At 71.7% G+C, this 19,453-nt stretch carries 18 protein-coding genes; 8 read left to right on the top strand and 10 right to left on the bottom strand.

Translation table 11 applies throughout. The features are described from left to right. Positions 1-51: 51 nt before the first annotated feature. Complete coding sequence (gene nagB / locus ACFWEE_RS29500; RefSeq protein WP_328723658.1) at positions 52-837, bottom strand: glucosamine-6-phosphate deaminase; 786 nt, start codon at positions 835-837, stop codon at positions 52-54. 719 nt (positions 838-1,556) lie between these two features. Here nagB and ACFWEE_RS29495 point away from each other — a divergent pair. Further along, on the top strand, positions 1,557-3,023 hold the full coding sequence (locus ACFWEE_RS29495) for a sensor histidine kinase (RefSeq protein WP_386893707.1): 1,467 nt from the start codon (positions 1,557-1,559) through the stop codon (positions 3,021-3,023). A 188-nt stretch (positions 3,024-3,211) separates the two neighbouring features. Here the strand turns inward: ACFWEE_RS29495 and ACFWEE_RS29490 are convergent, their stop codons facing one another. Then, entirely contained in the window at positions 3,212-3,469 is a 258-nt protein-coding gene (locus ACFWEE_RS29490) for a WhiB family transcriptional regulator (protein ID WP_003953983.1), read from the bottom strand. Between the two features lie 319 nt (positions 3,470-3,788). Beyond that, positions 3,789-4,754 (bottom strand): diacylglycerol/lipid kinase family protein, encoded by a 966-nt coding sequence (locus tag ACFWEE_RS29485; RefSeq protein WP_386893701.1) that lies wholly within the window; start codon positions 4,752-4,754, stop codon positions 3,789-3,791. Positions 4,755-4,923: 169 nt separating this feature from the next. Here ACFWEE_RS29485 and ACFWEE_RS29480 point away from each other — a divergent pair, with 169 nt between their 5' ends. After that, positions 4,924-5,397, top strand: coding sequence for a hypothetical protein (locus ACFWEE_RS29480; protein WP_386893699.1), 474 nt, complete (start codon positions 4,924-4,926; stop codon positions 5,395-5,397). Positions 5,398-5,506: 109 nt separating this feature from the next. Here ACFWEE_RS29480 and ACFWEE_RS29475 read toward each other — a convergent pair whose 3' ends face one another. The 3 genes from ACFWEE_RS29475 to ACFWEE_RS29465 form a co-directional block, all read right to left on the bottom strand. Then, positions 5,507-6,463, bottom strand: a complete 957-nt coding sequence (locus ACFWEE_RS29475; protein WP_386893697.1) for an RNA polymerase sigma factor SigF — start codon at positions 6,461-6,463, stop codon at positions 5,507-5,509. Positions 6,464-6,486: 23 nt separating this feature from the next. Beyond that, the gene (locus tag ACFWEE_RS29470) at positions 6,487-6,900 is read right to left on the bottom strand and encodes an anti-sigma regulatory factor (RefSeq protein WP_266708962.1); all 414 of its coding nucleotides are present in this window, start codon (positions 6,898-6,900) and stop codon (positions 6,487-6,489) included. A gap of 289 nt (positions 6,901-7,189) precedes the next feature. Then, positions 7,190-7,450 (bottom strand): UBP-type zinc finger domain-containing protein, encoded by a 261-nt coding sequence (locus ACFWEE_RS29465; RefSeq protein WP_386893695.1) that lies wholly within the window; start codon positions 7,448-7,450, stop codon positions 7,190-7,192. Between the two features lie 35 nt (positions 7,451-7,485). On the opposite strand from ACFWEE_RS29465, the gene ACFWEE_RS29460 reads away from it, so the two are divergent. Further along, entirely contained in the window at positions 7,486-9,087 is a 1,602-nt protein-coding gene (locus ACFWEE_RS29460; protein WP_386893693.1) for a Na+/H+ antiporter, read from the top strand. Here the strand turns inward: ACFWEE_RS29460 and ACFWEE_RS29455 are convergent. The 3 genes from ACFWEE_RS29455 to ACFWEE_RS29445 all read right to left on the bottom strand — a co-directional run bounded on the left by ACFWEE_RS29455 (position 9,063) and on the right by ACFWEE_RS29445 (position 11,876). Next, positions 9,063-9,980: a 1-aminocyclopropane-1-carboxylate deaminase/D-cysteine desulfhydrase gene (locus ACFWEE_RS29455; RefSeq protein ID WP_386893705.1), complete on the bottom strand. Its 918-nt coding sequence runs from the start codon at positions 9,978-9,980 to the stop codon at positions 9,063-9,065. The genes ACFWEE_RS29460 and ACFWEE_RS29455 overlap by 25 nt on opposite strands. A gap of 124 nt (positions 9,981-10,104) precedes the next feature. Further along, the gene (locus tag ACFWEE_RS29450; protein ID WP_386893691.1) at positions 10,105-11,325 is read right to left on the bottom strand and encodes a globin domain-containing protein; all 1,221 of its coding nucleotides are present in this window, start codon (positions 11,323-11,325) and stop codon (positions 10,105-10,107) included. Positions 11,326-11,426: 101 nt separating this feature from the next. After that, positions 11,427-11,876: an Rrf2 family transcriptional regulator gene (locus tag ACFWEE_RS29445; RefSeq protein ID WP_386893689.1), complete on the bottom strand. Its 450-nt coding sequence runs from the start codon at positions 11,874-11,876 to the stop codon at positions 11,427-11,429. Between the two features lie 180 nt (positions 11,877-12,056). Between ACFWEE_RS29445 and ACFWEE_RS29440 the strand changes: the two genes are divergently transcribed. Both ACFWEE_RS29440 and ACFWEE_RS29435 read left to right on the top strand, forming a co-directional pair. Beyond that, positions 12,057-13,463 (top strand): family 2B encapsulin nanocompartment shell protein, encoded by a 1,407-nt coding sequence (locus ACFWEE_RS29440; protein ID WP_386893687.1) that lies wholly within the window; start codon positions 12,057-12,059, stop codon positions 13,461-13,463. A gap of 375 nt (positions 13,464-13,838) precedes the next feature. Continuing rightward, positions 13,839-14,891: a family 2 encapsulin nanocompartment cargo protein polyprenyl transferase gene (locus ACFWEE_RS29435; protein ID WP_386893685.1), complete on the top strand. Its 1,053-nt coding sequence runs from the start codon at positions 13,839-13,841 to the stop codon at positions 14,889-14,891. A gap of 80 nt (positions 14,892-14,971) precedes the next feature. Here the strand turns inward: ACFWEE_RS29435 and ACFWEE_RS29430 are convergent, their stop codons facing one another. After that, positions 14,972-16,201 (bottom strand): NADP-dependent malic enzyme, encoded by a 1,230-nt coding sequence (locus tag ACFWEE_RS29430; RefSeq protein ID WP_386893683.1) that lies wholly within the window; start codon positions 16,199-16,201, stop codon positions 14,972-14,974. A 555-nt stretch (positions 16,202-16,756) separates the two neighbouring features. Between ACFWEE_RS29430 and ACFWEE_RS29425 the strand changes: the two genes are divergently transcribed. The 3 genes from ACFWEE_RS29425 to ACFWEE_RS29415 are packed head-to-tail and all read left to right on the top strand — an operon-like array spanning position 16,757 to position 19,427. After that, entirely contained in the window at positions 16,757-17,698 is a 942-nt protein-coding gene (locus ACFWEE_RS29425; protein WP_386893681.1) for an ABC transporter substrate-binding protein, read from the top strand. Positions 17,699-17,727: 29 nt separating this feature from the next. Then, positions 17,728-18,669, top strand: a complete 942-nt coding sequence (locus tag ACFWEE_RS29420; RefSeq protein ID WP_386893679.1) for an amino acid ABC transporter permease — start codon at positions 17,728-17,730, stop codon at positions 18,667-18,669. Next, positions 18,666-19,427 (top strand): amino acid ABC transporter ATP-binding protein, encoded by a 762-nt coding sequence (locus ACFWEE_RS29415; RefSeq protein ID WP_386893677.1) that lies wholly within the window; start codon positions 18,666-18,668, stop codon positions 19,425-19,427. The genes ACFWEE_RS29420 and ACFWEE_RS29415 overlap by 4 nt, the downstream gene beginning before the upstream one ends. Positions 19,428-19,453: the final 26 nt, after the last annotated feature.

Here is a 19,453-nt window from a genome sequence, read left to right as displayed (position 1 = left end):
GGGCCGGACACCAGGTGTCCGGCCCCTCTTCCCGTGTGGTGCGCGCCGGTCCTACAGCCCCTGCCAGGAGGGCTTGGAGGCGAAGGTGTGGCGGAAGTAGTCGGCCAGCTTCAGCTTGGAGGCCGCCGCCTCGTCCACCACGATCGTGGCGCGCGGGTGCAGCTGGAGCGCGGAGGCCGGCACCACCGAGGCGACCGGCCCTTCGACGGTCAGCGCGACCGCGTCGGCCTTGCCCTCGCCGGTGGCCAGCAGGATCGCGTGACGCGACTCCAGGATGGTGCCGATGCCCTGGGTGATGACGTGGTGCGGCACCTGGTCGATGTCGTCGTCGAAGAAGCGGGCGTTGTCCACCCGGGTCTGCTCGGTGAGCGTCTTGATCCGGGTGCGCGAGGCGAGTGAGGAGCAGGGCTCGTTGAACCCGATGTGCCCGTCCGTGCCGATGCCGAGCAGCTGGAGGTCGACGCCGCCGGCCTCGGTCAGCGCCCGGTCGTAGGCCTCGCAGGCGGCCTGGACGTCCTCGGCCGAGCCGTCCGGGCCCATGAAGGAGGACTCGGTCAGGCCGAGCGGCTCCACGACCTCGCGCAGCACGACCGACCGGTAGGACTCCGGGTGTCCGGCGGGCAGCCCGACGTACTCGTCCAGCTGGCAGATCCGGGCGCGGGACGCGTCCACCGCGCCCGAGCGCACCTTTTCGGCCAGGGACCGGTAGATGGGCAGCGGGGTCGAGCCGGTGGCGACGCCGAGCAGGGCGTAGGGCTTGCGGCTCAGCAGCGCGCCCATGGCCTCCGCGATGAGCTCGCCGCCTGCCGCTGCGTCCGGGACGATGACAACTTCCACGCTGTGCCTGCCGATCTGATCAGTGACGACTATGTGGTATAGACCAATCTGGTCCAAATTTAACAGAGTCCGGTACCTGGGGAACAGGTGCCTTCCGCTTTTGATCACCGCCCCGGGCTCCGGCCGCGGGGCATCGTGCGACCGGGGGCGACTTGTGTCAATTGTCCGCAGATGCGCAGAGCGCGCGACCTGGGCGGAAGGCCGTGGGAGCGGGGGTGCGCGGGGGAGTCGGCCGGGCTGCGGTGCGGGCGTCGACGGGGTGGGCGCGGGGGCCGGTGGGGGCCGGGCGCGGGTCGCGGGCGTCCGGGCCCGCGCCGGGCGCGGAGCTCCGCGCCGACCCGCGGGCCGCGGCACCGGGAGGGACCCTCAGCCCGCCCGGCACCGCAGCCCGGAGCTGCTCGGCCGGCGGTGTGCGGTGCCTCCGGCCGTACGAGGCACGGGCGCGATCAGGGCAGAGAGCGCGGGTGCCTCGGTCCGTCCTCCTGTGCGGGGAGGGCGGAGGTTCTTGTCCTCGTATTGTGGACTAGACCATTTGTCGGTGTCCATGCGTCTGCGGTATCGATTCTGCGGGCGCGGTGCCGATTCTCGCGGCGCGAGCCCTTCCGTACACGGGACGCCCGCGCCCGCCGCGCCCCCGTCCCGCTCTCCGCCGCCGGGCAGGGCGGCGCTCGGTTCGGAACCTCTCGGTATCCACGGGTACGCTCGCACCTGTGCCCTCCATGAACGACCTCGTCCGCCAGCACACAGCCCTGAGCGACACCGATCTCGAATGGCTCCACCTGCTGGTCTCGGAGTGGCAGCTGCTCTCCGACCTGTCCTTCGCCGACCTCGTCCTCTGGGTCCCCACCCGGGACGGGACGCGGTACGTCTCCGTCGCGCAGATGCGCCCCAACACCGGACCGACCTCCTACCAGGACGACATGGTCGGCCACCTGGTGCCGCGCGGTCGCCGTCCCCTGCTGGACGCCGCGCTGGACGAGGGCCGGATCGTGCGCGAGGGCGACCCGGAGTGGCGGGAGGAGGTGCCGGTACGGGTCGAGTCCATCCCGGTCCGCCGCGAAGGCCGGGTCCTCGGCGTCATCGCGCGCAACACCAACCTGCTGACCGTGCGGACCCCCTCCCGGCTGGAACTCACCTACCTCCAGTCCGCCGCCGACCTCGCCCAGATGATCGCCACCGGGGCCTTCCCCTTCCCCGGCCAGCAGGTCGACATGGACGCCTCCCCGCGCGTCGGCGACGGGCTCATCCGGCTCGACGCCGACGGGATCGTCCAGTACGCCAGCCCCAACGGCCTCTCCGCCTACCACCGGCTCGGCCTCGCCTCGGACATCGTCGGTCTCCACCTCGGCCAGACCACCGCCGAACTCGCCCCGTCCCGGGGGCCGGTGGACGAAGCCCTGGCCAAGGTCGCGAGCGGTTACGCGCCCCGCGAGTTCGAGGTGGAGTGCCCGAGCGGCGTCATCCAGTTCCGGGCGATCCCGCTCAAGCCCAAGGGCGTCCGGATCGGTTCGCTGGTACTGCTCCGGGACGTCACGGAACTGCGCCGCCGCGAGCGCGAGTTGATAACCAAGGACGCGACCATCCGGGAGATCCACCACCGGGTCAAGAACAACCTCCAGACGGTGGCCGCCCTGCTGCGCCTCCAGGCCCGCCGGATGGACTCCGTGCGGGGACGCGAGGCGCTCAACGAGGCGGTGCGGCGCGTCGGTTCGATCGCCATCGTCCACGAGACGCTGTCCCAGAATCTGGACGAGCGCGTCGAGTTCGACGAGATCGCCGACCGGGTCATCTCCATGGTCGCCGAGATCTCGCCCGGCAAGGTCACCTGCCGGCGCACCGGCCGCTTCGGCATCCTCGACGCCGACGTGGCCACCCCGCTCTCGATGGTGCTGACCGAAGTCCTCCAGAACGCCCTGGAACACGCGTTCAGCGAAGGCGACAGCGGCACGGTCGAGGTCTCCGCGGTGCGCGGCGGCTCGTCCCAGGACGGCCGGCTGCTCATCACCGTGCAGGACGACGGCTGCGGCCTCCCCGAGGGCTTCGACCCGAGGAAGGCCGGGAACCTCGGCCTCCAGATCGTACGGACCCTGGTCGAGGGCGAACTGGGCGGCACCTTCGACATGGTGCCCGCGCCGGAGCGCGGCACCCAGGTGCTGCTCGACCTCCCGGTCAGCGCGGACCGGTAGAACTCCCACCGGTGGGAGACCCACCGGCACAACACCGGAAGGCCCGGACCGTGGTGACGGTCCGGGCCTTCCGGTTCAAGCACGTTCTTCTGCGCTTCGGGGGTACTGCGCGCTGCGACTCGAAGGCGGGGCTGTGCGTACGCTGCGTACGCGCCGCCGGGCTGAGGCTTTGTCGCGGGGGCGTCGAATCAGGCGCTGGCGTTGCGCGCCCGGTTGCGAGCGGCGCGGCGCTTCATGGCGCGGCGCTCGTCCTCGCTGAGGCCACCCCAGACGCCGGAGTCCTGGCCGGACTCGAGCGCCCACTGCAGGCACTGCTCCATGACGGGGCAGCGACGGCAGACGGCCTTGGCTTCCTCGATCTGCAGCAGCGCAGGACCGGTGTTGCCGATGGGGAAGAACAGCTCGGGGTCTTCCTCACGACAAACGGCGTTGTGACGCCAGTCCATGGCTGCTACCTCTCCTTGGTATTACATGCTTGTTGCTTGTGAATGTGAACGCTTTCACGAATCCCCCCGCAGGTGAAGGGCCGACGCCCAGACGAACTGGTCGTGGTCTGCACAGTGGGGAGGGGTTCTGGCTCTCAGTGGAGGCCGATGCTGCGGGCCGTCCCGATCGCCATGTAGAGATTCGCAAACCTCGGCGGCGGATACAACCCCTTCTGGAAAGTTTTTTTTGATTCCTCGGTGTCGGCTCCGTCACAGCCGTACTTCTTAGGGGTGGGAACCAGCCCAAACGTTCGAGTTAAAGGACTTTGGGCCCTTCCGCTCACACAATCACACGCAGTGCACGGCGTACGCCTGTGAACGTCACGCTCGTGCGCAGCCCCAGGTGGTCGCCGTCCATCTGGAAGGGGAGCGGGACCTTTGAATGCAAGGTGAAGTCCGTGAGGTCATGCCGTGAAACGACGTGCTTGCCGCGCGGACCCCTGTCAGGGCTGGAGGTGAGCAGCTGGGTGCCGTAGCGGGCCACCTGCGTGGTGGAGAGCCGCTTCAGGCCGAGGATGTCCAGGCCGGTGTCGAAGGACGCCTTCGGAGAGGCGTACATCGGGCGATTGCCCAGGTAGGTCCAGGGGGCGGTGTTGCAGATTATCGACAGCGCGAGCTCGTGCACCGGCTCCTGGCCGGGCTCCTCCAGCGTGATCACGCCCTGGCGGCGGTGCGGCTCGTCGATGAACTGCCGCAGCACCTGGCGCACGTAGAGCGCGTGGGTCGAACGCTTGCCCCCCTCGCGCTTCTGTTCGACCCTGCCGATCACGCCGGCGTCGAAGCCGAGGCCCGCGCAGAAGGTGAACCAGCGTTCGGGTACCGCCTCGTCGGCGGAGCCCGGCGTACCGAACGCACGTCCCAGCCCCACCGTCCGCGCACTCTCCTCGGCCAGCGCCTGGAGAATCGCGCCGGTCGCCTCCACCGGGTCGTTGGGCAGCCCCAGTGCCCGCGCGAAGACATTGGTCGAGCCGCCGGGGACCACCGCGAGACTCGGCAGCCCGTCGTCGGGCCCCTGGTCCAGCAGTCCGTTGACGACCTCGTTCACCGTGCCGTCGCCGCCGAGCGCGACCACCAGGTCGAAGGAGCCGGAGTCCGCGGCGCGGCGCCCCAGGTCCCGGGCGTGACCCCGGTACTCCGTGGTCACGGCCTCGATCTTCATCTCGCTCGCCAGTGCGTGGATGAGCACGTCGCGCGTCCGTGCACTGGTGGTGGTGGCGGCGGGGTTGACCACGAGGAGAGCGCGCATGACAGCCAGCCTACCTACCGGACGGTACCGGGCAGCAGTCCCTCCCCGACGCCTTTACGCAGCGTAACCACCCGTGTCCGGGTCACACGGCGTGACCGGCCGTGCCGGGAAGCGGCGCACCGGGCCCCCGGCTTCGCTTTCCGGGCGCGGGGATGCCAACCTGGCTGGCGTGAGTACTCAAGCGAACACGCCCTCCCCGTCTCCCGCGCCCGCGGCCACGCCCGGGAAGCGGACCGGGAAGCCGGGGCGCATCGAGGCCCTCGCCGCGCTCACCGCCCTCGAAGGGGCGGCCCTCGTCGTCGGCGGCGTCTACATGCTGGTGATGGGGCTGCTCGGACGGCCGGAGAGCCCCACCCAGGCGGTGACGGGCGGAGCCACCCTGATCGCGCTCGGCCTCATCCCGCTCGCGGGCGCCCGCGGACTGCTGCTGCGCCGCAGCTGGGGCCGGGGCCCCACGCTCATCACGCAGATCATGGGAGCGCCCGTCGCCTACACGCTGCTCAAGTCCCAGGGCGCGCTGATCCCCACCGGGATCGTGCTCGCCGCCGTCGTGATCACCGCACTGGTCCTCGTCTTCAACCCGGCGACCACCCGGGAGCTGGGCATCGCCCGGGGGCCGCGCCCGGCCTCCGACGACCGGTAGCGGGTGACCGAACGGGCTACCGGCGGCGGGACCGCGGGCGGCCGACGGCAGGAAGAAGGGCCCTGGAGACCTCCGCGCGCAGAGGTCTCCAGGGCCCTTCCGTCGTGCTTCACTCCTCCACGAGCAGCCGCTCCCGCAGCTGGGCCAGCGTGCGGGCCAGCAGCCGGGAGACGTGCATCTGGGAGATGCCGACCTCCTGCGCGATCTGCGACTGGGTCATGTTGCCGAAGAACCGCAGCAGCAGGATCCGCTTCTCGCGCGGCGGCAGCCCCTCCAGCAGCGGCTTCAGGGACTCGCGGTACTCGACGCCCTCCAGCGCCTCGTCCTCCGAGCCCAGCGTGTCCGCGACGGCCGGCGACTCGTCGTCCGTGTCCGGCACGTCCAGCGAGAGGGTGCTGTAGGCATTGGCCGATTCCAGCCCCTCCAGCACCTCCTCCTCGGAGATGCCGAGCCGCTCCGCCAGCTCGTGCACGGTCGGCGAGCGGCCGTGCTGCTGGGAGAGCTCGGCGGTCGCCGTGGTCAGCGAGAGCCGCAGCTCCTGGAGGCGGCGCGGCACCCGCACCGCCCAGCCCTTGTCCCGGAAATGGCGCTTGATCTCCCCGACGACGGTCGGTGTCGCGTACGTGGAGAACTCCACGCCCCGTTCCGGATCGAACCGGTCCACCGACTTGATCAGGCCGATCGTGGCGACCTGCGTGAGGTCGTCCAGCGGCTCGCCCCGGTTGCGGAACCGGCGCGCCAGATGCTCCACCAGCGGCAGATGCATCCGGACCAGCCGGTTGCGCAGTTCGGCCTTCTCCGGTGACCCGTCCGGCAGTTCGCGGAGCACCACGAAGAGCGCCCGCGCACCGCTGCGGTCAGTGGGATCGTGATGCCCGTGCTCGCTCATCTGGCCCGCCCGCTCCGCCTGCTCCGCCGCGACCGTGACAATCCTGGGCTCGCCCGCACCGCCCGCACCGCCCGCACCGCCCGTCCCGTCCGCCCCGTCCACCGGGTGCGGACGGGCCTGTTGCTCGGGGACGGCACGGGGATGCGCCGCCCCTGGTCGGACCGAATCGTCCCGCACAGCACCGTCCCCGTTCCCGTCGCTCACGCCGGCCCGGGTCCCGCGCCGCGTTGTTTGTGGAGGCTGATGCTGACCGTCCGGTCGTCGGCGACCGTGGATTCGACCTTGCCCGCCAGCGCGGCGAGCACCGTCCACGCGAAGGTGTCGCGCTCCGGTGCCCGGCCGTCCGTGGTCGGGGCCGACACGGTCACTTCCAGGGAGTCGTCCACCAGCCGGAACACGCAGCTGAGGACGGATCCCGGCACGGCCTGCTGGAGCAGGATCGCGCAGGCCTCGTCGACCGCGATGCGGAGGTCCTCGATCTCGTCGAGAGTGAAGTCCAAGCGCGCCGCGAGGCCGGCCGTGGCCGTACGCAGCACCGACAGGTAGGCACCCGCAGCGGGCAGCCGGACCTCCACGAAGTCCTGGTTCCCGGGTTCGCCTGCGATCTGGGACACCCTCACCTCCAAGGTGGCACAAACTCGTTCGAGGTTCCGGAACGGGTCCGGAACCGTTCGGTCGGTCGTCGGTTCTCGGTCGGGGCGACGCTATCGCGATCCATGATGCCGTGTCGCCGCGAGCCCAACCGGTGGGGGTCACACATGGTAAGCACGGAGATGCCGACAGTCGCTACCGTTGCGGCCGGAGTTGTCGGTCCGTGACGCGGACGGACCGGGCGGGCACGGGCACCGGAGTGCGGCGTCGCCCAATTCCGAAGAACCGGCGCCGGTTTGACGTACCCAGACGTCAGACGATCGAACCGTCCTCGTAGCACCAGCGCCAGCTCTCGCCCGGCTCGAAGCTCCGCACCACGGGGTGCCCGCTCTCCCGGGCGTGTCCCGTTCCGTGCCTGAGCGGTGACGAATCGCAGCAGCCGACGTGCCCGCAGGTCAGGCAGAGGCGCAGCTGCACCGGGTGTGTTCCGGCGTCCCGGCACTCCACGCAGGTGTCACTGAGCGGGGTGGGCTCGGGGCGGGGCAGTTCGATTACGTGCGGGCACTCACTCATGATGGCCAGGTTACGACGGATGTGAGGACCGACCGATGGACGCATTGCCCCTGGTCGCACTGGTAGCGGCCAGTGCGGCGGTAGCCGGAGCCGCGCGGCGCACCCCGGTGCCCGCCCCGCTGCTGCTGGTAGCCGTGGGACTACTCGCCGCCTACCTGCCGGGGGTGCCCCCGTACACGCTCGACGCGCACGTCGTGCTGCCGTTGCTGCTGCCGCCCCTGCTGTACACCGCCGCCGTGGACAGCTCCTACCTGGACCTGCGGGCCAACGCCCGGCCCGTCGCGCTGCTGTCGGTCGGGTACGTCCTCTTCGCCACGCTCGCGGTCGGCTGGCTCGCCTATCTCCTGGTGCCGGACCTGCCGTTGCCCGCGGCGCTGGTGCTCGGCGCGGTCGTCGCCCCGCCCGACGCCGTGACCGCCGCCGCCATCGCGCGCCGGGTCGGGCTGCCCGCCCGGGTCACCACCATCCTCCAGGGCGAGTCCCTGGTGAACGACGCCACCGCGATCACCGCCTACAAGGTGGCCCTGGCCGCCGCCGTCGGCGCCGGGATGAGCTGGGGCGAAGGGGTGTGGGAGTTCCTGCTCGCCTCGGTCGGCGGCGTCCTCGTCGGCCTGCTGCTGATGGTCCCGCTGCACTGGCTGCGCACCCACCTCAAGGAGGCGCTGCTCCAGAACACCCTCTCCCTGCTGATCCCCTTCGTCGCCTACGCGGCGGCCGAGCGGGTGCACGCCTCGGGCGTGCTCGCCGTGGTCGTCGTCGCCCTCTACCTCGGACACCGGTCCTGGCAGGTCGACTTCGCCACCCGGCTCCAGGAGGCCGCCGTCTGGAAGATGGTCGCCTTCGTGCTGGAATCCGCCGTCTTCGCCCTCATCGGGCTCCAGATGCCCTTCGTGCTGCGGGGCCTGGGCACCTACGCCGTGTGGGACGCGGTGCGGTACGCCGTCGCGGTCTTCGTCGCCGTCGTCGTCGTCCGCTTCCTCTGGGTCTACCCCTCCACCTACCTGCCCCGCCTGCTCTCCTCCCGCATCAGGGAACGCGAGCCGGAGACCAACTGGACCTCCCCGCTGATCGTCGGCTGGGCCGGGATGCGCGGGGTCGTCTCGCTCGCCATCGCCTTCTCCATCCCGTACTTCACCGACGACGGCGAGCACTTCCCCGCCCGCAACCTGGTGCTCTTCCTGACCTTCACCACCGTCATCGGCACCCTGGTCGTCCAGGGGCTCTCGCTGCCGCTGCTGGTCCGCCTGCTGAAGCTGCCCGGCCCCGACCCGCAGACCCAGACGCTCGCCGAGGCGCAGGCCCAGAGCGAGGCCTCCGCCGCCGCCGAACAACGGCTGGACGAGCTCCTGGCGGACGAGCGCAACAGCCTCCCCGGCCCGCTCGCCGACCGGCTGCGCACGGTCATGGAGCGCCGCCGCAACGCCGTCTGGGAACGCCTCGGCGCCGCCAACCCGCTCACCGGCGAGTCCGCCGACGACACCTACCGCCGGCTCTCCCGGGACATGATCGAGGCCGAGCGCGAGGTCTTCGTGCGCCTGCGCGACGACCGCCGCATCGACGACGAGATGCTCCGCACCCTGCTGCGCCGCCTCGACCTCGAAGAGGCCGCCGCCTACCGGGAGTCGGACGCGGACTGACCGGCGGCGCTCTCCTCCGCCGCGGGTTCCGGGCGTCCGGTGACCACCGCCGTCACCCGGGCGCCCGGGGCGAACGCGCCCTCCCCGGCCAGCCGGACCAGCGCGTACAACAGCTTCGCCACGTAGATCCGCTCGACCGGCAGCCCGTGCCGGTCCTCGAAGTCGTCGGCGAAGGCGTGGAGTTCCCGGGGCGTACGGGCGTACCCGCCGAACGCGAAGCGGTCCTCCACCGACCACTGCCCGGCCGGGCCGCCGAACGCCTCGCGCTGGAGGTCCCGCACCGCGCCGGTGAGGAAGCCGCCGCGCAGCACCGCGACGCCGAGGGCCCGTTGGCCCGGGTCCAGCCCGGCCGCCAGGCCCGCCAGGGTGCCGCCGGTGCCGCAGGCCACGGCCGCGACCCCGGTACGCCCCCGCAGCTCGCGCCCGAGCTCCGTACAGCCCTGTGCGGCCCGTGCGTTGCTGCCGCCCTCCGGAATGACCCGCGCGTCCCCGAAGCGGTCCAGCAGCGCCGCCAGCACCCGGGGATCGTCCTTCGCGCGGTACGTCGCCCGGTCCACGAAGTGCAGCCGCATCCCGTCGGCCGCGCACCGGGCGAGCGAGGGGTTCAGCGGGCGCCCGGCGAGTTCGTCGCCGCGTACGACCCCGACGGTGGCGAAGCCCAGCAGCCGCCCGGCGGCGGCGGTCGCCCGCAGATGGTTCGAGTACGCCCCGCCGAAGGTCAGCACCCGGCGCCCGTCGAGGTCCGCCAGGTTGGGCGCCAGCTTGCGCCACTTGTTGCCCGGCAGGTCCGGGTGGATCAGGTCGTCCCGTTTGAGCAGCAGCGTCACCCCGTGCCGGGCGAACCGCTCGTCGTCCACCGCCACCAGCGGCGAGGGCAGCCGGGGGCGGAGCACGGACGCGGGGTCCGGGGCGTCGGGGCGGGGACCCGGGGCGGCGGGGCCGGGGGCAGGGGCGGCGGGGTCGGTCGGGCTCACCCCTCCAGTCTCCCCGCCGCTCCCGCCGCTCCGGCCGCGCGGGTCAGTCCTGGGCGAGCCAGAGGTCGGGCCCGAACACCTCGTAGTGGATGTCCGCCGCCGGGACGCCCTTCGCCAGCAGCTGGGTCCGCGCGGCGCGCATGAAGGGCAGCGGGCCGCAGAGGTAGGCGTGCGTGCCGGGGGCGACGGTCAGGCCGCCGAGGTCGACCAGCCCGGTGCGGTCGGCGGGGTGGCCGTCCCCGGGGTGCTCGTACCAGAAGTGGGCGGTGCCGCCGGCGAGGGCGGCGGTCAGCCGCGCGTGGTCGAGCCGCAGGGCGTGGTCGGCGGGGGAGCGGTCGCCGTGCACCACGGTGACCGGCCCCGCGTGACCGGTGGCCGCGAGGTGCTCCAGGAACGACAGCATCGGGGTGCAGCCGATCCCCGCCGAGGCGAGCAGCAGCGGGGCGGCCGGTGCGGCCCCGAGGGACGCGCCGAGGGAGCCGAGGGTCAGGTCCCCGTACGGCAGCGAGACGCGCAGCCGGTCGCCGGGGCGGACGCGCGCGTGCAGGTGCGCCGAGACCTCGCCGTCCGGCCCGTCGCCGCCGTGGACCCGCTTGACGGTGATCGACCGCAGCGGGGAGTCCGGGGCGCCGGAGAGGCTGTACTGCCGTATCTGGCGTGCGCCGTCGGGGAGTTCGACCTGTACGGAGACGTACTGGCCGGGCCGGAAGGCCGGGGCCGGGGTGCCGTCGGCGGGGCGGAGCCGGAAGGTGGTTGCGTCGGCGGTCTCCGCGGTGCGCCCGGCGACCTCCCACTCGTGCCAGACCTCGCCCGCGGCGACGCCGCGCTCCGCGTAGAGCCGGTCCTCGAGGGCGATCAGGGCGTTGGCCATCAGCCAGTAGACCTCGTCCCAGGCGGCGGCGACCTCGGGGGTGACCGCGTCGCCGAGCACCTCCGCGATGGCGGCGAAGAGGTGGGTGTGCACCACCTCGTACTGCGCGGCCGTCACGCCGAGCGAGGCGTGCTTGTGGGCGATCCGGCTCAGCATCACGTCGGGGCGGGTGTCCGGGTGCTCGACGAGCATCGTCGCGAAGGCGGCGATCGAGCCGGCGAGGGCGCGCTGCTGGGTGGCCGCGGCCTGGTTGCCGCGGTTGAAGAGGTCCCTCAGCAGCTCGGGGTGGGCGGCGAAGAGCTTCCGGTAGAAGAGGTCGGCGATGTCCCCGATGGCGGCTCCGACGGCGGGGAGGGTGGCACGGACGGTGGCGGTCGACGGCTCGGAGAGCATCGGGACTCCTCGGATGTTGAATTGGTATGTGAGATGCGTATTCAGTGGGACACCGGCGCCCGGTGCGTCCCGCGGGGGCGCGCACCCGGTGGGGGCGGGGTTCAGCCGGCGTCGGCGCGGGTCGCGCCGATGCCGAGAAGCAGGGGCCCGGTCGGCGAGGCGACGAGTTCGGTGACGGTGAGCGGGTCCAGCTCCGCGAAGAAGGCCTCCTGGGCCCGGCGCAGGGCGCCGCGCAGCCGGCAGGCGGCGAGCAGTGGGCAGGGGGTGTCCCCCTCGCACTCCACGACGTCCCCGGCTCCTTCGAGCTCGCGGACGACGCCGCCGACGGAGGCGGTGCGGCCGGCCCCGGTGAGGGCGAGCCCGCCGCCGCGTCCCCGGCGCGCCTCGACCAGGCCGAGGTGCTGGAGCCGGGCGACCACCTTGGCGGTGTGGGTGTACGGCACGCGCATGGTCGCCGCCACCTCCCGGGTGGTCGGCGCCCCGCCCTCCTCCACGACGGCGAGGCGCATCAGGATCCGCAACGCCACGTCGGTGAATCTCGTCAGCCGCATGAGGGCACCGTAGATAAGTGGTATCCCAGATGCAAGTTATCGAACGCGACGGACGCCGACGAGCCCCACTGCCCCGATCGAAGCATGTTCAGTCGCACTCTTTTGTGTAATGGCGTAGCGACACTCCGTGCTGAAAGGCTTCTTCACGCAGTTCAGTCCATGATCGAGAGGACCCGACAGATGTCCGTTGGTGAAGAGGTTCGCGACACGCAGGGCCCGCCGCAGCAGAGTCTCGGTACGGCCGCTGCGAGGAACCTCGCGACGACCACCAAGTCCGCGCCGCAGATGCAGGAGATCACCTCCCGGTGGCTGCTGAAGACGCTGCCGTGGGTGCAGGTACAGGGCGGCACGTACCGGGTGAACCGTCGGCTCAGCTACTCGGTCGGGGACGGGCGGGTGACCTTCGTGCAGACGGGCGACCGGGTCGCCGTCATCCCCGCGGAGCTCGGCGAACTGCCCGCGCTGCGCGAGTACACGGACGAGGAGGCGCTCGCCGAGCTGGCCCGCCGCTGCGAGCAGCGGAACGTGGCCGCCGGGGAGGTCATCGCGGCCTCGGGCGACGCGGCGGACCGGGTCTACCTGCTGGCGCACGGCCGGGTCGAGAAGATCGGCACGGGCCCCTACGGGGACGAGACGGTCCTCGGAGTCCTCGCGGACGGCTCCTACTTCGGCGACCACTCCCTGGTGGAGGGCGACGCGCAGTGGGAGTTCACCACCCGCGCGGCCACCGCCTGCACCCTGCTGACCCTGAGCCGCGCCGACGTGCTCAACCTCGCCGAACGGGTCGACACCCTCCGCGACCACCTCGCCGGACTGCTCGCCATCCCGCAGCAGCGGACCAACAACTACGGCGAAGCGGCGATCGACCTCTCCGCGGGACACGTCGGCGAAGCCGTCGTCCCGCACACCTTCGTGGACTACGAGGCGGCGCCCCGCGAGTACGAACTCAGCGTCGCCCAGACCGTGCTGAAGGTGCACAGCCGCGTCGCGGACCTGTACAACCAGCCGATGAACCAGACCGAGCAGCAGTTGCGGCTCACGGTCGAGGCGCTCCGCGAGCGCCAGGAGCACGAGCTCATCAACAACCGGGAGTTCGGTCTCCTCCACAACTGCGACTACGGCCAGCGGCTCCAGCCGCACGCCGGGGTGCCCAGCCCCGACGACATGGACGAACTCCTCTCCCGGCGGCGCGGATCGAAGCTCTTCCTCGCCCACCCCCGCGCCATCGCCGCCTTCGGCCGCGAGTGCAACCGGCGCGGACTCGTCCCCGAGAGCGTGGACGTCGGCGGGCACCACGTGCCGGCCTGGCGCGGGGTGCCGATCTTCCCGTCGAACAAGATTCCGGTCACCGAGGCCCGCACGACCTCCATCATCTGCATGAGGACCGGCGAGGCCGAACAGGGCGTCATCGGCCTCCACCAGACCGGCATCCCGGACGAGATCGAGCCGAGCCTCTCCGTCCGCTTCATGGGCATCGACGAGCAGGCGATCATCTCGTACCTGGTCACGGCCTACTACTCCGCCGCCGTCCTCGTCCCGGACGCCCTCGGGGTCCTGGAGAACGTGGAGGTCAGCCGCTGGCACTGACGGCCGGGGCGTGTTCCGGACGCGGCGTCGTCCGCCCGGAGAGCGGGCCGGGCGGCACCTGACGGACGGGGCGCGCGAACCCGGCCGGCGGTGGGCCCCGGAGCCGGGCCGTGTCCGACCGTTCCCGCCGGGCGGGGCGGCGCGCATCGTCGGACACGGCACGGCCCCGGGGCCCTCACCCGTGCCCGCGCCACCGCACCGCCCCGTACGAGCCCGCACCGCCCGTACGACCCCGCACCCGCGCGTACGAGCCGCACCGCCCGTACGGCCTCGCACCCGCGCGTACGAGCCGCACGGCGTGTACGACCCCGCACCCCCGGCCCACGGACGAACCGGACCGGGGGTTCACCCGCGACAGAGGGAGTGACCGTGACCATGACGAGTACGGACGCCGCGACCGAGGGCTCCGAGGCCGCCGCGCTCCTGGAGCGGACCCGGGCCGTCGTCGACCCGCACCTGCGCGCCGCGGTGGAGTCGCTGCCCGGCGGGATGCGCCGGGTGGCGATGTACCACTTCGGCTGGGCCGACGCCGAGGGCGACGAGGGCAGTGCCGCCCCGGGCCCGGCGGGCAAGGCCATCAGACCCGCCCTGGTGCTGGCGGCGGTCCGCGCGCTGGGTGGCGACCCAAAACGCGCGGTGCGCGCCGCCGTGGCCGTCGAACTCGTGCACAACTTCACCCTGCTCCACGACGACGTCATCGACGAGGACACCACCCGGCGCCACCGGCCCACCGCCTGGGCGGCGTTCGGCGTCCCGGACGCCGTCATCACCGGCGACGCCATGCTCGCCCTCGCCCTGCGGCTGCTCGCCGACGACGACCACCCCGCCTCGGGGCCCGCCGCGGCCCGGCTCACCGCCTGCGTCATCGAGCTGTGCGCCGGTCAGCAGGCCGACTGCGCCTTCGAGGAACGCGGCCCCCGGGAGGTCACCCTCGACGAGTGCCTCACCATGGCCATGGCCAAGACCGGCGCCCTGCTCGGCTGCGCCTGTGCGGTCGGTGCCCTCTACGCGGGCGCCTCGGACCGGTCGGTCGGCGCGATGGACGGCTTCGGCCGGGAGTCGGGGATCTCGTTCCAGCTCATCGACGACCTGATCGGCATCTGGGGCGACCCGGCCCGCACCGGCAAACCGGCCGGCGCGGACCTCACCGCCCACAAGAAGTCCCTGCCCGTGGTGGCCGCGCTCACCTCGGGAACCCCGGCGGCGGCCGACCTCGCCGCCCTCTACGCGGGCCCCCTCGGCGCACCGGACGCGGTGCGCCGGGCCGCCGACGCGGTGGAGCGGGCGGGCGGGCGCGACTGGGCGCAGGCCACGGCGGCCGACCGGATGGCCCGGGCCGTCCACCACCTCTCCCGGGCCGTGCCCGACCTGGCGGCGGCCGGGGACCTGCTCTCCCTCGCGGAGTTCGTCACCCGCCGCAGCCACTGACCGTCCCTCGTCCGTGGGGAGACCCGCTCCCCGCCATGCGGGGGAGCGGGTCTCCTCGCGTCGGAACGCGGCGTCGGGCGTCAGCGCCGGGCGACGCCCTCGGCGCGCGCGGCGGCGGCGACCGCGGCCGTCACCGCCGGGGCCACCCGCTCGTCGAACGGCGACGGGATCACGTAGTCCGCGGCCAGCTCGTCGCCGACCACGTCGGCCAGCGCGTTCGCCGCGGCGATCTTCATGCCCTCGGTGATCCGGGAGGCCCGGACCTGGAGCGCGCCCGCGAAGATGCCGGGGAAGGCCAGCACGTTGTTGATCTGGTTCGGGTAGTCCGAGCGCCCGGTGGCCACGACCGACGCGTACTTGTGCGCGATGTCCGGGTGGACCTCGGGGTTCGGGTTGGCCATGGCGAAGACGTACGCGCCCGGGGCCATCGAGGCGACGGCCGGCTCGGGGACCGTACCGCCGGAGACACCGATGAAGACGTCCGCGCCGGCCAGCGCGTCCTCCAACGGGCCGGAGATGCCCGCCTTGTTGGTGAGCTCGGCGATCTCCCGCTTGACCTCGCTGAGGTCCTCGCGGTCCCGGCTGACGACGCCCTTGCGGTCGGCGACGGCGATGTCGCCGATGCCCGCCTCCAGCAGGAACTTCGCGATGGCGACACCGGCCGCGCCCGCACCGGAGATGACCCCGCGCAGGTCGCCCAGGGTCCGGCCGGAGAGCTTCGCCGCGTTGCGCAGGGCCGCCAGCGTCACCACGGCGGTGCCGTGCTGGTCGTCGTGGAAGACCGGGATGTCCAGCCGCTCCTGGAGCCTGCGCTCGATCTCGAAGCAGCGGGGCGCCGAGATGTCCTCCAGGTTGACCCCGCCGAAGGAGGGCGCGAGCCGGACGACGGTCTCCACGATCTCGTCCGTGTCGGTGGTGGCGAGCGCGATCGGCACCGCGTCCACACCGCCGAACTGCTTGAAGAGGATGGCCTTGCCCTCCATCACCGGGAGGGACGCCTCGGGGCCGATGTCCCCGAGACCGAGGACGGCCGTGCCGTCCGTGACGACCGCCACGACCTGCGACTTCCAGGTGTAGTCGTGGACGAGCTCCGGGTTCTCCGCGATGGCGCTGCACACCTTGGCGACGCCGGGCGTGTAGGCGAGGGACAGGTCGTCCTTGTCGCGGATCGGCACGGTGGCCTGCACGGCCATCTTCCCGCCGCGGTGGAGCGCGAAGGCCGGGTCGAAGGGCTCGTCGGCCGTGTTCGACTCTGCGGCCGGGCCGCCGGCGGTGCTGTGGTTGAGAGGGTTGACGATCTCCGCTGCCATGCTGTCTGACCCCTTAAGTCTTCATCGTCTGAGGGTTGCCGCTCCTGGTCGAGGAGGGGTGGGTGGGCACCGCGTACGTCCCCGCGCCGGCGGTTGGACCGCCTCGGCAGGGAGGGTTCGTACGCGCGGACGCGCCGCACACGCGTCCTGGTCCCCGGATGAGGGGTGTAAAGGTCTTTCTTACCGGACCGGGCCCGCCGTGCACGAGTCTCTTTCGACCCGGTGACACGGTTCATGGGCGAATGGTGTGACAAGTCCGTACGGCGGACGCGCTCGGCGTCAAATCCGTTGTACGGCACACGAGTCGCCGGGCCGATCCGGCCGTTCCGGAGATTCTCCGGTCTCACGGTGAAATTCCCACAGATGGTCCGGTTCCGCTCGGCGGGCCTCTGGGGATTCGGGGGTCGCCCGTTACCCGATTTTGACATGGCTGGACCCCTGAATGGGCTATTCCGGATGGCAAGATGCCCTAATCGCTCGGGGTGTCGGGACTCGAAGATGCGTTCTTACGCCCCTTTCTTTTTGACACTCCCTCACCGCCGGAGGACTCCGACCATGACCGCTCGCACCATCCGCTGTACGCCCGCCATGTCCCGTCTGGCTGCGGTGGGCTCCCTCGCGGTCGCCGGCGCGCTGATCCTGACCGGCTGCGGTGACCAGACCGGCTCCTCGGACAAGGCGGACTCCTCCGCCCCGCTCGTCGACCTCCTGCCCAAGTCGATCCGGGAGAAGGGCGAGATCAAGGTCGGCTCCGACATCGCCTACCCGCCGGTCGAGTTCAAGGGCGACGACGGCAAGACCATCGGTATCGACCCCGACCTCGCCGACGCGATGGGCAAGCAGCTCGGGGTGAAGTTCGTCTTCCAGAACGGCACCTTCGACACCCTGCTCACGGGTCTGCGTTCGAAGCGCTACGACCTGGCCATGTCGGCCATGACCGACACCAAGAACCGCCAGGACGGCGTCGACCCCGAGACGAACAAGAAGGTCGGCGAAGGCGTCGACTTCGTCGACTACTTCACCGCGGGCGTCTCCATCTACACGCGGAAGGGCGACGACAAGGGGATCACCACCTGGTCCGACCTCTGCGGCAAGAAGATGGTCGTCCAGCGCGGCACCGTCTCCCACGACCTCGCCAAGGCCGAGAGCGCCAAGTGCGGCGCCAAGGGCGCGATCTCCATCGAGGCGTTCGACAACGACCTGGAGGCCCAGACCCGGCTGCGCGCCGGCGGCGCCGACGCCGGCTCCTCCGACTTCCCGGTCGCCGCCTACGCGGTCAAGACCTCCGGCGGCGGCAAGGACTTCCAGCTCGTCGGCGAGCAGGTCGAGGCGGCCCCGTACGGCATCGCCGTCGCCAAGGGCAACGACGAGCTCACCAAGGCCATCCAGGCGGCTCTGGACGCGATCATCAAGGACGGCACGTACCAGAAGGTCATCACCAAGTGGGGCGTGGACGCGGGCGCGGTCACCGAGTCCAAGATCAACGGCGGATCCTGACCGGAATCCGGCGCTGGAAGGCAACCACAGTGACTGACATCGACAAGACGGAGCCCGCGGCCACCCCGCCGGCTCCGGCTGCCGGGCCCGAGCCGATCAAGGCCGTCCCGGTACGCCACTACGGCCGGTACGTCGCCGCGATCGTGGTCCTCGGCCTGCTCGCCGCCCTCGTCTACGCCTTCTCCCAGGGCGACATCAACTGGGGCGCGATACCGGACTACTTCTTCAACGCCCAGATCCTCGAAGGCGTCCGTAACACCGTCGCCATCACCCTGCTGGCCATGGTGATCGGCATCGTCCTCGGCGTCGTGCTCGCGGTGATGCGGCTCTCCAAGAACCCGGTGACCTCGTCCGTCGCCTGGGGGTACATCTGGTTCTTCCGCGGCACCCCGGTCTACGTACAGCTGCTCGTCTGGTTCAACCTCGGCCTCGTCTTCAAGTACATCGACCTCGGGCCGATCTACAAGGACGAGTGGTCGTCCTTCATGACCCCGTTCCTCTGCGCGCTGCTCGGCCTCGGCCTCAACGAGGCCGCCTACATGGCCGAGATCTGCCGCGCCGGCCTCCAGTCCGTCGACGAGGGCCAGACCGAGGCGGCGCACGCGCTGGGCATGACCCACGGCAGGACGCTGAGCCGGATCGTCGTCCCGCAGGCGATGCGCGTCATCGTGCCGCCCACGGGCAACGAGGTCATCAACATGCTCAAGACCTCCTCGCTCGCGGTCGCCGTCCAGTACGGCGAACTGCTGCGCTCCACCCAGAACGTCGCCCAGTCCTCCGGCGCCACCGTGGAGATGCTCTTCCTCGCGGCGGTCTGGTACATGGTGGCGACCTCGGTGCTGAGCGTCGGCCAGTACTACCTGGAGCGCCACTTCGCCCGCGGGTCGAGCCGCAGCCTCCCGCCCACCCCGTTCCAGAGGGTCAAGGCCAACGTGCTGTCCCTGAGCCGTCCCAAGGGAGGCGTCGCATGACCGCCATGGTGAAAGCCGAGGGCGTCCACAAGTCCTACGGCGCCGCGCACGTCCTCAAGGGCATCGACCTGGAGGTCGCCCCCGGGGAGGTCTTCTGCCTGATCGGACCCTCCGGTTCCGGCAAGTCGACCTTCCTGCGGTGCATCAACCACCTGGAGAAGATCAACGCCGGACGGCTCTCCGTCGACGGCGAACTCGTCGGCTACCGCGAACACGGCGGCAAGCTGTACGAGCTCAGGGACAGCGAAGTCGCCCTGCGGCGCCGGGACATCGGCATGGTCTTCCAGCGCTTCAACCTGTTTCCCCACATGACGGCCGTCGAGAACGTCATGGAAGCCCCGGTACAGGTGCTGAACCTGCCCCGTGCCGTCGCCCGCGAGCGCGCGGAGCGGCTGCTCGACCGGGTCGGCCTGTCCGACAAGGCGGGCAACTTCCCCTCGCAGCTCTCCGGCGGACAGCAGCAGCGGGTCGCCATCGCCCGCGCCCTGGCCATGGAACCCAAGCTGATGCTCTTCGACGAGCCCACCTCGGCGCTCGACCCCGAACTGGTCGGCGACGTCCTGGACGTCATGCGCGGACTGGCCGAGGAGGGCATGACGATGATCGTCGTCACCCACGAGATGGGCTTCGCCCGCGAGGTCGGCGACGCACTCGTCTTCATGGACGACGGCGTGGTCGTCGAGTCCGGTCACCCGCGGGACGTGCTGACGAACCCGCGACACGAGCGGACCCAGGCGTTCCTCTCCAAGGTGCTGTAGGCGGGCGCGCCTCGGGGCGGTGGAGG

It is taken from the genome of Streptomyces sp. NPDC060184 (assembly GCF_042728795.1).
Classification (GTDB): Bacteria; Actinomycetota; Actinomycetes; order Streptomycetales; family Streptomycetaceae; genus Streptomyces.
The sequence above is the reverse complement of the archived record's forward strand: the minus strand, read 5'-3'. Positions and strand labels throughout refer to the sequence as shown.